Source organism: Alteromonas nitratireducens (assembly GCF_040812025.1).
Classification (GTDB): domain Bacteria; phylum Pseudomonadota; class Gammaproteobacteria; order Enterobacterales; family Alteromonadaceae; genus Alteromonas; species Alteromonas nitratireducens.
On record NZ_JBFNPK010000003.1, the window covers coordinates 22,214 to 35,502 of the forward strand.

A 13,289-nucleotide genomic window follows, 5' to 3' on the forward strand; every position below is an offset into this window, starting at 1 on the left:
CCCGGATCCTCTATGCGTAACCATCCGTCAGAAACGCTGCCCCAGCGACTTGCCCGTTTTGGGTATAGTCTGCTGATCCTCGGGCTTGTCTGTCCGGTCACAATCCTCCGTTTGCTGATTGCCGGTGTCACTGACCAGGACAGCGCACGAAGGCTCATACAACGCCTGGGGCGTCTGCCTGCAAACAGTCCGAAGGATGGCTATCTGTTTCATTGTGTCTCAGTGGGCGAAGTGGTGGCCGCGTCGGTGGTTATCAAAGCCCTGATGCAACGTGAACCGGATGTGCCCGTTACCATAAGCACAACAACGGCGACCGGCGCTGACCGGGTCAGGGCGATTTTCGGCGATACCGTCACTCACTGTTATCTGCCCTACGACATTCCGGGCGTTATCTCTGCCTGGCTAACGCGATTATCACCGCGCGCCATCTTCATCACAGAAGTGGAGCTTTGGCCTAATCTGCTTCGCGCCGCGCGAAAACAAGCGAGGCCGGTAATGGTGATTAATGCCCGAATGACAGACAGGTCGGCCAGACAGTACGCCAAAATTCGCGCATTATTTACCCCCATGCTACACAACCTGACCCATGTCTGTGCCCAGGGAGAGCGCGACTATCAGAACTATCTGAGGTTAGGCATTACACCAGACAAGCTCACGCTGACACAAAATATCAAGTTTGATCAGGTCGCAGCAGGGGCATCGGACACGGACGAGACCTTTATGGGGCTGGAGCAGGGAGCTAAGCCGGTTATCGTCGGCGGCAGCACGCATGAGCCGGAAGAAGCGCTGCTGCTGGATGCCTGCGCATCACTGAATGCGGCAGGGCACGAGGTAATGCTCATTCTGGTGCCACGACATCCGCAGCGCTTTGATGATGTGGCAGGTTTGCTGGACAAACGCGCGCTGCGTTATGTCAGAACCAGCCAGGCCTCATCGGTGCCAGATGACTGTCAGGTCATACTGGTCGATGAAATGGGCAAGCTGAACGCGGCGTACCGGGTGGCCACGGTTGCGTTTGTCGGCGGCTCTGTTGCACCGCGTGGCGGACATAACGCCCTTGAGCCGGCGGCAGTCGGCGTTCCTGTTGTCATGGGGCCGAGTATTCATAATAACCCGGTGATCTGCGCCATCCTGATAGAGCGTGGTGCGCTGGTACTGATATCTGATGCAGCCAGCCTGACAGCACAATGTCAGACCTGGCTGGATGAGCCTGACCGCGCTGATAAGGCAGGAAAGGCAGGCAGGCAGGTGCTGACTGAAAATCAGGGGGCACTGGCAAAAACCCTTGAATGCATCAGTCATGTACTGGCTGAACAAAAAACGAACCCCTGAATGGGGCAGTGATGCACAAAAATGTGCCGGAATTCCGGTTTTGCCCTTAGCCGAAAAAATGTAAGTTATTGTTTTTATTTGCTTTATATGATTGGCAAGACCTTTGCAAACTACATTGCCGACGGCGTAACGCAGGTAAAACATCAACAATAATGTAGTGCGTCACACTACACTTGCTTACTCGTTTTCCAGGGAGAAGCACCCTGCCTTACCGGCAGGGTGCAATTCACACACTTTCTTCGCTTTCGGGTTCAATCAATCCAATAATGCGCCAGCCAGACTGCGGCTTAAGTTCACGGCCTTTTACGAAGGTGTGAATACGACCATCGGCGTCAATGGCGATCAGCGGCGTGGTGCGGGTACCGTACTTTTCCAGGTAATCCTCAAAGGTAAATTCTTCACTCAGACGCGTGGTTTTTACGGTTGCCCCGCGGCTGACCGCAGAGGCAAGAAAGCCATAGGTAATGCCCTCGTCAAACAATGTCAGCTTCTTCGCATAATGCTCACTGACCTGGTGACTGGGACGTGTTGACTGCTCGTTGTTCGTCAGTGCCCACACTTTGTCTTTACCCATTGTGTATTCAAAGTGATAGGCAATCATGGGGTTGAGTTGCTTGTACGGCGACATGATAAGCACAGTGCCGAATATGCCCATTTCCAGATGGCGGGCGGCATGGTCTGACATCGGGTTGCCAAAATACACGGGGATTTCCATCATTCTTGCTTCCCGTATCGCGTCCCAGTTGGTGTCTGCCACGCACACTTTAATGCCCTGATTCTGCATCTCTTTGGCCATCAGGCGATTAAACTTACTGCCACCAAAAATCAAAAAGCCGGTTGGTGCGGGAGCACGCACACCCAGCAGATGCGACACGGTTTTGGCAGTCAGACTTTGCACCACCACGGTGGCAATAATGACCAAAAAGACAATGGGCACAATGATATTGGCACCCTCATAACCAATCTCTTCCAGTTTCAGCGAGAACAGTGCGGACACCGCAGCGGCAACAATGCCGCGCGGCGCAATCCATGACAGCAGAGCCAGCTCTTTAAGGTTAAGTCCGGTACCAATGGCCGACACCAGCACAGACAGCGGCCGCGCAATGAACATAATGGCAACCAGTACAACCAGAACGCCCCAACCGAGCGCTGCCACCGAGTTCAGATCCAGTCGCGTTGCCAGCAGAATAAACAGCCCGGAAATCAACAGCACGCTCAACGTTTCTTTGAATTCAAGAATGTCTTCCACGTCGACATCTTTCATATTGGCCAGCATGATCCCGGTCAGCGTGACCGCCAGCAGGCCGGATTCATGGGCGACGTAATTTGACGCTGCGAATACGCCAAGAATGACCGTCAGCACGGCGGTATTTTGAAGGTAATGCGGGATCATCTCCTTACGCAATGCAATACCAAGCAGGTAGCCCACGGCAATGCCAAGAAAGCTGCCAATGCCGATGGTCTTGCCAAAGGTAATCAGCGTGTGCGAAATAGCCGCTTCCTGAGAGGCCACGATAAACTCAAACACCAGTACCGCGAGCAGTGCGCCAATCGGATCAATGATGATCCCCTCCCAGCGCAGAATGTTCGACAGGTTGGTTTGCGGCCTGACGGTGCGCAGCATGGGCACAATGACGGTGGGGCCGGTGACGGTGACGATAGCCCCGAACAGAAATGAGAGCTGCCACGACAATGATAGCGTGTAGTGTGCAGCTACGGCGGCGACCACCCAGGTCACAGCAACCCCGATGGTACAGAGGTTTCTCACCATATTGCCGTGACCGGCGATGTCAGAAAACCGGAGTGTCAGCGACCCTTCAAAAAGAATAATGGCCACCGACAACGAAACGACCGGAAAAAGCAGGTCGCCAAACAGCGCATCAGCGTTCAGTATGCCGAAAACCGGCCCGACCAGGATGCCGGTGACAAGCAGGGGCAAAATGGCAGGAAGACGAATTTTGTAGGCCAGAAACTGACAGCTGATAGACAGCAGCCCGACCATAACCAGTGAGACCAGTGGATCTGACAATGTGATGTCCTTCTAGGGTAATTCCGTTGGGTTGATGTTGTACGTGTCAGGCAAGTGCCTGACAACAGTATAGGTATTAGAACCAATGAAGCTAAGGATAGGATCAAAAAAGGCCCGGATGAAGTGATTTCCTTATATCGGAAACCTGTGTAAGATTTAACCCTTACTTTTCCTGCGGTTAGCGTTCGCAGGGTTCGACTGACAACACAGGTAACCATGATTAAGTCCGCATCGCACTGGATGAAACTGACAACGGCCATTGTGCTATGGACTATGCTGTCAGGCTGTGTGTCATCGGTGGCAGAAAATTTACCTGCGTTAACAGAGCGTCAGCGCGTGACGTTGCCGCCGTCGCTCAGTGAAACGTCGGGACTGTTCTGTCAGGGCGAGCGGCTGTTGACCATCAACGACTCGGGCAACTCACCGTTGCTATACACCATCAATACCCGCGGGGATGTTGAGCATGTGCGCCTGCTTCACGCGCGTAATCACGACTGGGAAGCGGTCACCATGATAGGGGATACCGCGTTTGTCGCAGACATCGGTAACAACCACGGAAACCGCGAAAACCTGTCTGTTATTCAGGTCAGTGCCAGTAAGGAAGAAACGGTTTACCCCGTTGGCTACGCCGACAACACGCCAGCCCGCAATACCTCGTATGCCCATGATTTCGATGCAGAGGCACTAACGGCGAAAGAGGGTAAGCTGCTGCTGTTTTCAAAGAGCTGGGCAAGTTATGACGCCAGGGTCTACATCTTCGCACCAGGTGAGGATATCAGTCAGTTGCGCCCTTCGGCCCGGATCACCGGGCTGCCAGGAGTGATTACCGGCGCCGACTGGGATAGCGTACGTAACGAGTTTGCCGTCATTGGCTATCGCAGCGATCCGTTTGGTAATTTTGATGCCTTTCTCGCACGTATCAGTGAAGACTTCAGGGTCATCACCGTGTGGCCGCTTGACGGCTTCCGTCAGGCTGAGGGTATCTGTGTGTCACCGTCTGGCAGCTATTGGGTCAGCCAGGAGGCAGATGATACGCAACCCGCACTGCTTATTGAGTTAGTTCCTGATATATAACGTTTTTTAACGTCACTTTTGGCTAAGTGATGGTCAAAACCTATTCTTGTGAATCGTTCTTCATACCTTTTCTGAATATTATTTAACCTATACTGGGTTTTGTGAGAGCAGCAATGCTGAATGAGACCGAGGGGGTTGATGATGAAAATCAAAACACTGACATTAAGTCTGATGATGGCGACAGCATCGAGCATGTGTGCTGCATCACCGGCCCCGGTCACCTGGCTGAAAACCCTGGTACAGGACGAAGCCGATATCGAAGTGGCCATGGAAAAACAACGCTTTTCATTTAAAGGCTGCCGTCAGAGCCAGTATCAGCTATCGTTCACCAAAGATATTTCTTCAGTCTGGAATGTTGAAGCGGTTGCCCATTACAATCGCGGTACCCTTCAGTTTGGCACCCTTCGCCAGCAGGTACAGACACGGTCGGTGGAGTTTATCGCCTGGTGGCAGCAAAGCGGCTATCGGGTGGGACTGATGCATAAAGCCCAGCCTCGTCATCGCATTGCACTGCCGATGGGCGATGAGTTGAATCTGCCAACCAGCCAGACCAGTGGTGTGTATATGGAAATGCCGCTGGATACCGACGAAAATCAGTCCATCAGGCTGGCCGCACTGCACCAGACCTGGTCCGATAACGATGCGACCGTTAGCCTGCCGTGGAAACGTAACCAGGATAATCAGGTGTCACTGCACTATTCTGTGGCGTTCTGAACCGGTCAAAGGCGAAAGCGGTTAACCTGCACAAGCAGTTCGGTTGCCAGCGCATCCAGTTTTTCACTCACCGCAACCAGAGACTTCATTGCGGCCAGATTATCTTCGCTGCTACCACTGATCTCGTTGATATTACGGCTGACATCTTCAATCACAATAGACTGCTGTTCAGTCGCGGTGGCGACCTGCGTGTTAATGTCATTAATTCCTGCGATTTCGGTGGCAATATCATTCAGCAACTGATCAATATTTTGTGTGGCGTCAACCACATGGCCGGTCTGGGCCTGGCTGGCGCGCATTTTCGTTACCGCCTGGCGTGAATCAACCTGAAACTTATCAATTTTGGTCTGAATTTCATCGGTGGCCTCGGCTGCTCGCTGTGCCAGACTGCGCACTTCGTCCGCTACAACCGAGAAACCACGGCCATGATCGCCGGCCCGCGCGGCTTCTATGGCCGCATTCAGCGCAAGCAGGTTGGTCTGTTCTGAAATGCCGCGAATGGTATCCAGAATGCTGCCAATTTCGCTGGTGTGCTCATCCAGCGCCTCAATGGCACCGGCAACATCAGTGACCTGTTGTGACAGGGTATGAATATCATTAACCGCTTTTTGTGTCAGAGCGCGGCCAGCGGACGAATTGTCGTTGGCCTGATGCGCTCGCTGTGCGGCCCGTGTGGCCGACTCTGCAATTTCGCGAACCGTGCTGCCCATTTGCGTCAGCGCGGAGGCGACCTGCATCGTGCTGTCACGCTGTGCCTGGGTAATGTCGGCGCTGGTATGCGACTGGCGGGCCACATCCGAGGCATGGCTTGTCAGCGCTTTACCTGTGCTGGCGACGGACGAAATCGTGGCATGCAGGTTAGAGATAAAGTTATTAAACCCGGTAACAAGGCGGGCGGTTTCTTTCTGCCCCGGGACGTCGATGCGCTTGGATAAGTCCCCTTCGCCCTGACCGAGTTCCTGAAAAGTATCTGCAAGACGTTCAATCGGACGGGTAACACTGCCTGCCAGCCAGATCCCCAGTACCGCGAAGCCGCCGGCGATCACCAGCGTCCAGATAATCATCAGCTGGCTGCTGCGATTCAGTGAGGTAAACAGCTCATGACGTGGCACCTGGGCAACCACGTACCAGCCTGCAGAGGTCACGTAGGTGCTGGCAACCAGTGTCTCTTCGCCATCAATGTCTGTGGTTGCCATGGCAAACTCCCGCTTGCCCAACAAGGCCGATGCAGTGCGGGTGTCGGTGATGTCACGCAGTTTGGCCTTGCCCAGTAAGCTGGTATTCGGGTGCGCAATGACATTACCGTCACCGTCAACAAGATAGAGAAAGCCGGACTTCGCAATTTTCACGCTGTTCATAATATCCAGCAGCTCGTCGACTGACTTTGCCACGCCAGACATACCCCGTCCGTTTACCTGCTGGAAATTGGCGAACAACCGGTAACCCTGCCCGGGTTCGTTATATAAACTGAGTGATATGGGCTCACCGCTGTCCTTGTATGCGAAGAACCAGCCGTCATATTCGTCATTCCTGAGCACCCGCAGAAAGCCTTCCTGATTCCAGTATTTGTAGCTTTCCCGGTCGGCGAATGACGCCACGGTCAGATCATTAAAGTCGGTTACCTGGCGCAGATAGCTCAGTAGCATACGTTCACCTTCGGCGTCGGCACCGCGGGCACTCCACTGAATGATTTGCGGGTTTGAGGCAATACTTTGCGCCACCGACACCATGACGCTGGCTTCACGGTCAACGCGGTTACCCACCTGTTTTAACTGCGAGGGTAATTCGATATTTTCTACCTTTTCGGTAACCAAATCCCGGGCAATCCACTGACTCGCGGAGCCCACCAGTACCGATGCCGCCAGTACGGCAACCACCAGTGAAAAAATGATTTTTTGTTTAATACTGAACGTACGCAAACTCATGCCTTCCGACCAGGTTGGTTAGAAAATAATGCGGGCAGTCGTGGACTGCTCAGACAATAGTAAGACAGAACGACCGTCTTGTCCTTATCGGCAGACGGGCAGGAGGCTTAAAAGAAAAACGCCGCTCAATGGAGCGGCGTTGGGTCACAGGCGATTAGTCGTCGCTGTCAGCGGCGGGAACCGGAAAACCACGGTCGCGCATCAGTGCATCAACCTTGGCGTCACGGCCACGGAACTTGCGGTAAGCTTCCGCAGGATCCATCGCGTTTCTGACCGAGAACAGGTATTTCACCAGACGGTCAGCCAGTTCCTTATCGTAGAATCCGCCCGGCGCATTCTCAAACGCTTCGGCGGCATCGGCTGTGAGTACTTCTGCCCACATGTAGCCGTAGTACGCGGCGGCGTAACCTTCACCAGAGAACACGTGACCGAAGTGCGGTGAGCGGTGACGCATGACAATTTCTTCAGGCATGTTCAGCTTTTTCAGCTCTTCACGCTCGAAGGTATCCGGGTCAATGTTTTCCGGATCCGTGGTGTGGTACTTCAGATCCATAATGGCAGATGCCATGTACTCGGTGGTTTTGAAGCCTTCGTTAAAGGTGGCCGCTTTCTTGATTTTAGCGACCAGCTCATCAGGAATAGGCTCACCGGTTTTGTAATGCACCAGATAGTTGTCAATGACTTCGTCTGTGGTCAGCCAGCGCTCCAGCAGTTGTGACTGGAACTCGGTGTAGTCACGCACGCCAGAGTGGGACGTTGGGTAAGCGACATCTGCTGACAGGAAATGCAGGGCATGACCAAACTCGTGGAAGTAGGTTTCTGCGTCATCCCATGAAATCAGTGTAGGCTCGCCTTCAGGTCCTTTCACGAAGTTAGAGTTGTTTGACGCCAGTACCGTTTCTTTACCATCAAACGTGGTGTAAGAGCGGTACGTGGTGGCCCATGCGCCCGAACGCTTACCTTTACGGGCGAACGGATCAAGGTACCACAGACCGATGTGCTCGCCAGAGTCTTTGTCAGTCACTTCCCAGACTTTCACGTCAGGATGGAATACCGGCACTTTGCCTTCTTCAACCGGCGTGAAGTTAAAGTTAAACAGACGACCTGCTACATAGAACATGGCCTCACGCAATTTATCTAACTGCAGATATTCTTTAACTTCATTGGAATTAAGGTCGTATTTTGCCTGGCGTACTTTTTCTGCGTAGAAGCGGTAGTCCCATGGCGCAATGGTAATGTTGGCCCCTTCAGCATCCGCTACGGCCTGCATGTCCGCCACTTCCTGTTCTACGCGGGCGATGGCAGCCGGCCAGACTTTCATCATCAGATCCATAGCATTGTCCGGGTTTTTCGCCATGCGATCTTCCAGACGCCATTCGGCATAGTTGTCGTACCCCAACAGAGCAACACGCTCATCACGCAGTTTCAGGATCTGTTTAATGATGTCGTTGTTGTCGAACTCATCGCCATTGTCACCACGGTTGTAGTACGTGCGCCAGACCTTTTCGCGCAGCTCGCGGTTGGTTGAATAGGTCAAAAACGGATCCATTGACGAGCGCGTGTTGGTGATCGCGTACTTGTCAGGCTCACCGCGGTCTGCAGCAGCGGCTTTTGCAGCCTTAATAAAGGTTTCTGGCAGGCCGCCAAGCTGCTCTTCAGTAATGAAGGTGACATAGTTTTCTTCATCAGCCAGGATGTTGTTAGAGAACTTGGTGTACAGGGTAGCCAGTTCCTGGTTAATGTCTGCGTAGCGCTTCTTCGCGTCGCCTTCCAGCGTTGCGCCGTTGTGCGCAAAGCTGTTGTAAGTCAGCCAGGTGATACGTTTTTCTTCATCGGTCAGGCTGTCCATCTCATCTGATTCATAGACGGCTTTAACCCGCTCGAACAGTTTTTCGTTCTGGGTGATTTTGGAAGAGAAAGCAGAAATTTTGGGCGACATCTCTGCCTGAATCTGACGGAATTCGGGGCTCGACATGTTTGAGCTCCAGATACCCCAATAACGAAACACACGGCTTAGTGCCTCGCCTGAGCGTTCCATTGCGACAATCACATTGTCGAATGTCGGCGGCTCCGGGTTGTTGGCAATTGCCTCGATTTCGGCCAGGTTAAGCTCCATGCCTTTTTCCAGTGCCGGTTTTAAGTCTTCCAGCTTCATTTTGTCAAAAGCCGGAACCCCACCGTAGGGCCCTTTGAATTCCTGAAGCAGCACATTGCTGAATTCTTCCGCCTGCTGTGATGCTTGTGCCGCAGGTTGTTGGGCCTGAGATTCTGCCGGAGCCTTCTGCTCAGAGCAGCCTCCCAGCGCCAGAACGACGGCGAGGGCCGTCATTGAAGTTTTAAATTTTCCCATGGTATTTCCCGGATGTCGTTGTCGTTATAGTAATGGTGTTTTGCCAGTGTAGAGGATTGGCAAGGCGTCGAAAATGCCCTTTATCTTATAAACCTGCCAGACATCGGTTGAATAGGCAATGCCGCGTCACCCGTGGTGTTGTCAAAAAATGTCACAAAGTGTTGAAAAAAGGATTGCGTGAAAAACAGACGGGAGTACACTGCGCGCGATTCGTCTTCATTTTCACAGTGATACTGCCCATGGCTGACATTATTTTGCACGGCTTGCCGGTCATGCTCGCCGTACTTTCGTTCTGGTCGAATACCGAAAAGAAACTGCTGCTGTTAAATCTCAGTCTGTGTCTGTCGATGGCGCTGCTGATGCTGTATATGCAGGCGTGGGGCGGCATGCTGGTCATGCTGGTCGCGGGCGGCTGCACCAGCTACCGGCTGGCGACCCAACGATTGCTGAACAGTGCGCTGACGGGTGTACTGATTACCCTGATGTCGGTAATGATCGGTGTGATTAACCTGCATACTATCAATCAGGGCTGGCTTGAAATATTGCCCATGCTGACGTTCATTTTCTACCGGTTTGGTGAGTTATACTGCCGTGAGCCAGAACTGCGCCTGTGCATGGTCGCCGGGTCGGGACTGTTTACCCTGTACGGACTTATCACACAGTCCTGGGGCGTGGCACTGACCGAAGCCCTGTTCGCAGCGTCTAATGCCTGGTACTACCTGCGGCTGCGCCGCAACGCTGTGCGAATGGCCCCCTAATCCTGCGCCTGGCGTTTGTCGTTTTCGCGTTTCACAAAGATAAACGTCAGGTACATTTTGGTGGGCAACGACATCGCAAGACCCACGGCCATCATGCAGGCCCCCAGCATAAAGCCCTTAACACCCCACACCTCCGGCAGCGATGAATAACTCACAATGTAGTGGCCGGCAATAATCAGCACAATGCCAATAACCATGGCGGCTTTCATCAGTCGCAGTGTTTGCCTGTCAGTCATACCGGTGACCTCATCATTCTGTGAGATCACCAGTATCGTTTAAAGCAGGCCGTCAGATGTTGATTTACATCAGGGAATGGCAGCGTTTTGCTGTCACAGCGCGTCGAGTCTGGCTTTGAGGTACCTGGCCAGCTCCAGCATGGCAAATTTACCTGCCTTAGCTTCAGCGTCAGAGTTGTAGTTGGTATTGGTGTTTACGTCATACGCGTAGTAGTTGCCGTCTTTGTCGGTGATGACCTCAATTCCGGCAACCTGAATATTGTTGTCGGTCAGAAACGCTTCGAAATCATCGATAAATGCGGGACGGTAGTCGTTGAGAATTTCAAATTTGGCTTTCGGGGCGTCACTGGCTCCATCGGTCGGGCAGAACCGGTCTTCGATGGAACAGGCATCTGCCGGACACAGCTCAAACCCTTCAGAGGTGTCGACTCTGACACCGTAAAAGAATTTTCCACCGATAAATTCATGGCGAATGATGAATGGCTCTGGTGCCTGAATATACTGCTGGATCAGCGTAATACCGTCGACCGGCTGATCAAACGCAGCAGAATCCAGATACTGTTGCAGGGCGTCGACAGACTGGAATAACTGCACGCCCTGACCTTTGCCTGCGCGGTTGTGTTTGGTAATAAACGGCGTCATACCAAGCGACTGTGCGGCATCCGCAATATGCGCTTTGCCAACAGCGGCCAGTGTTTTTGGCGTAGGGATACCGGCACTATTCAACGCCATATACTGATTGACCTTGCTGACTTCCAGGCGTAACGCACGGGTACCGTTAATCACAACCCGCTGGTGGCGTTCAAGCCAGGCCAGCACCGCCTCAGTAAACTCCGGTGCGTAGCGGTGATCGCGGGTATGTGATGAGGCACTGATGCGATTGTAAAATACGCCCTCAGGCGGTGGCGCCGACAAGTCGATATGGCCTTCATCCAGATGCCACATCTCATAGGGCAGGGCTAACTCATCTAACCGGTTCTGAAGATGAATGGTCCAATCGTTATTTTCGTGCAAGACGTATATTTTGCCCATACGAGGCTGCTCCTAACTCTAGCGAATAGTTAACTGTCAGTGGCGGCAAGAATACCAGAAAGACTTCCTGAATGCGGAAGGTTTGGTTCCTTGTCGTATAAGTCAGAGCGGCAGTGGGAGGACCCGTTAGTTGGCGAATATAAAAAATGGGTAACTATTTTCAGGATAACTTTCTATTTTTCTTATGGTTAAAAAGTAAGTGAAATAAAAGTAGACAGGAAGTATTTTACGGCGTAGTCTTGCCGGGCGTTAGATAATTAAAACGCCTCCTACTACTGCATTGTTTTCTCTTGACCCCTCTTTTTTAGATTAAAGACGTTTATTGACATACAGCTGCTTTACTAGCCTGGTTGTATCTATCGTTTTTGGCGGTGAGATTCCACCGTTGTTTAATTTAAAAGGTCATATTATGTCTCATTCAGTCACTGGTACTGTGAAATGGTTTAACGAAGAGAAAGGCTTTGGCTTTCTGACTCAGAACGATACCGGCAATGATGTATTCGTCCACTATCGCTCTATTCTATCTGAGGGTTTTAAAACCCTTCGTGAAGGACAGATAGTTACGTTTAATGTCGAAAAAGGACAGAAAGGATTACAAGCTACCAATGTTTTATTAGGCTAACGCTTTCTCGTTAAGGTCGGATAATTCCGGCCTTTTTAAGTACAGTTATTGATAATGAAATTAATGGTGAATTTAACTGCTAATTTAATAAAGAAAAATCATGAAAATATACAAAAATACAAAGTTTGTGAATGCGTCTCCGCCGGTTTCAAATATATCGGTTAATAAAAATGAAGTTGTGTTTACTGACATTAAATCTAAAAAAAATATTCAATTTAACAGTAATGCCGAAACCAAGAAGTTTATTGGATGGTTGTTGGGCATCTCTTCAAACAGCCGTTATCCTACTGCATAACCAGCGCCTTTTAATCTGTTAACGCGACTAGGCAAACACTACCGTTTTATTCTGGTGAATAATCACCCGGTCCTCCAGGTGATAGCGTACACCGTGTGCCAGCGCGGTGACTTCACAGTCCTTGCCTTTTCGAACCATGTCAGCGGCTGAGTCGCTGTGGCTGATGCGTTTGACACTTTGCTCGATGATCGGGCCTTCATCCAAATCTTTTGTCACGTAATGGCAGGTGGCACCAATCAGTTTTACACCCCGGTCGTAGGCTTGCTGGTAAGGCCTGGCACCGGCAAAGCTGGGCAGAAAGCTATGATGAATATTAATGGCGCGTCCGCGTAATGCATCGCACAGGGTATCTGGCAGAATCTGCATAAAGCGGGCAAGAACGGTCAGGTCAATCTGATACTCATTCAGCAGCGTGGCAATCTGGGCGAAGGCCGTCTCTTTGCCCAGCGCCTTAAAATCAACCCAGTGAAACGGCACCTTATACCAGTCTGCAAACTGCTTCATCTGGGGGTGATTGGCAATGATACAGGGGATGTCACAGTGCAGCTCACCGGTATGCCAGCGATGAAGAATATCCACCAGGCAATGTGATTCCAGACTGGCCAGCAGGGCAACCCGCTGCTTGTGTTCGGAGTTGCTGAGTTTCCACTGCATTTGAAATTCATTGGCAACCGGCGCAAATTCGTCAACAAAGCTGGGGTAATCCAGCTTAATGGAATCGGCTCTGATTTCATGACGCATGAAAAAGCGTCCGGTAGTCAGGTCGGTATGATGGCTGGCCTCAACAATGGACGCACCGTGATCGGCAAGAAACTGTGAAACATGGGCGACCAGTCCAACCTGATCCGGGCAGTCAATGACAAGGCGATACGTCTGTTGCATGGCGGTGACATAATAATCGAATAGGACTGTCCGTTTTATC

Annotated in this window: 12 protein-coding genes; 6 read left to right on the forward strand and 6 right to left on the reverse strand. The window is 51.8% G+C overall.

What is annotated here, in order from left to right; all coding sequences use genetic code 11:
• The first annotated feature begins 12 nt into the window (after positions 1–12).
• Complete coding sequence (locus AB1N33_RS04025; protein ID WP_411270257.1) at positions 13–1,332, forward strand: 3-deoxy-D-manno-octulosonic acid transferase; 1,320 nt, start codon at positions 13–15, stop codon at positions 1,330–1,332.
• 226 nt (positions 1,333–1,558) lie between these two features.
• Here the strand turns inward: AB1N33_RS04025 and AB1N33_RS04030 are convergent, their stop codons facing one another.
• A complete protein-coding gene (locus AB1N33_RS04030; protein WP_411270258.1) occupies positions 1,559–3,361 on the reverse strand; it encodes a cation:proton antiporter in 1,803 nt (600 codons plus the stop codon).
• Between the two features lie 216 nt (positions 3,362–3,577).
• On the opposite strand from AB1N33_RS04030, the gene AB1N33_RS04035 reads away from it, so the two are divergent.
• Positions 3,578–4,435 carry a hypothetical protein gene (locus AB1N33_RS04035; protein WP_411270259.1) on the forward strand — a complete coding sequence of 286 codons (858 nt, stop codon included), beginning with the start codon at positions 3,578–3,580 and terminating at the stop codon, positions 4,433–4,435.
• A gap of 138 nt (positions 4,436–4,573) precedes the next feature.
• Entirely contained in the window at positions 4,574–5,149 is a 576-nt protein-coding gene (locus tag AB1N33_RS04040; protein ID WP_411270260.1) for a hypothetical protein, read from the forward strand.
• A gap of 5 nt (positions 5,150–5,154) precedes the next feature.
• On the opposite strand, the gene AB1N33_RS04045 is transcribed toward AB1N33_RS04040, so the two are convergent.
• Both AB1N33_RS04045 and AB1N33_RS04050 read right to left on the reverse strand, forming a co-directional pair.
• Positions 5,155–7,074, reverse strand: a complete 1,920-nt coding sequence (locus AB1N33_RS04045; RefSeq protein ID WP_411270261.1) for a methyl-accepting chemotaxis protein — start codon at positions 7,072–7,074, stop codon at positions 5,155–5,157.
• 154 nt (positions 7,075–7,228) lie between these two features.
• Positions 7,229–9,424 (reverse strand): M3 family metallopeptidase, encoded by a 2,196-nt coding sequence (locus AB1N33_RS04050; RefSeq protein ID WP_411270262.1) that lies wholly within the window; start codon positions 9,422–9,424, stop codon positions 7,229–7,231.
• A 239-nt stretch (positions 9,425–9,663) separates the two neighbouring features.
• Here AB1N33_RS04050 and AB1N33_RS04055 point away from each other — a divergent pair, with 239 nt between their 5' ends.
• A complete protein-coding gene (locus AB1N33_RS04055; RefSeq protein WP_411270263.1) occupies positions 9,664–10,182 on the forward strand; it encodes a YgjV family protein in 519 nt (172 codons plus the stop codon).
• On the opposite strand, the gene AB1N33_RS04060 is transcribed toward AB1N33_RS04055, so the two are convergent.
• Together AB1N33_RS04060 and AB1N33_RS04065 are read right to left on the reverse strand one after the other, a co-directional pair.
• Positions 10,179–10,418: a hypothetical protein gene (locus AB1N33_RS04060; protein ID WP_411270264.1), complete on the reverse strand. Its 240-nt coding sequence runs from the start codon at positions 10,416–10,418 to the stop codon at positions 10,179–10,181. The two genes, AB1N33_RS04055 and AB1N33_RS04060, sit on opposite strands and share 4 nt — an antisense overlap.
• Before the next feature lie 93 nt (positions 10,419–10,511).
• Entirely contained in the window at positions 10,512–11,450 is a 939-nt protein-coding gene (locus AB1N33_RS04065) for an ATP-grasp domain-containing protein (protein ID WP_411270265.1), read from the reverse strand.
• Between the two features lie 409 nt (positions 11,451–11,859).
• On the opposite strand from AB1N33_RS04065, the gene AB1N33_RS04070 reads away from it, so the two are divergent.
• Together AB1N33_RS04070 and AB1N33_RS04075 are read left to right on the forward strand one after the other, a co-directional pair.
• Positions 11,860–12,072 carry a cold-shock protein gene (locus tag AB1N33_RS04070; protein WP_411270266.1) on the forward strand — a complete coding sequence of 71 codons (213 nt, stop codon included), beginning with the start codon at positions 11,860–11,862 and terminating at the stop codon, positions 12,070–12,072.
• Between the two features lie 100 nt (positions 12,073–12,172).
• Positions 12,173–12,367, forward strand: coding sequence for a hypothetical protein (locus tag AB1N33_RS04075; protein WP_411270267.1), 195 nt, complete (start codon positions 12,173–12,175; stop codon positions 12,365–12,367).
• A gap of 27 nt (positions 12,368–12,394) precedes the next feature.
• On the opposite strand, the gene purU is transcribed toward AB1N33_RS04075, so the two are convergent.
• Positions 12,395–13,249, reverse strand: a complete 855-nt coding sequence (gene purU, locus AB1N33_RS04080) for a formyltetrahydrofolate deformylase (RefSeq protein ID WP_411270268.1) — start codon at positions 13,247–13,249, stop codon at positions 12,395–12,397.
• Between the last annotated feature and the right edge of the window lie 40 nt (positions 13,250–13,289).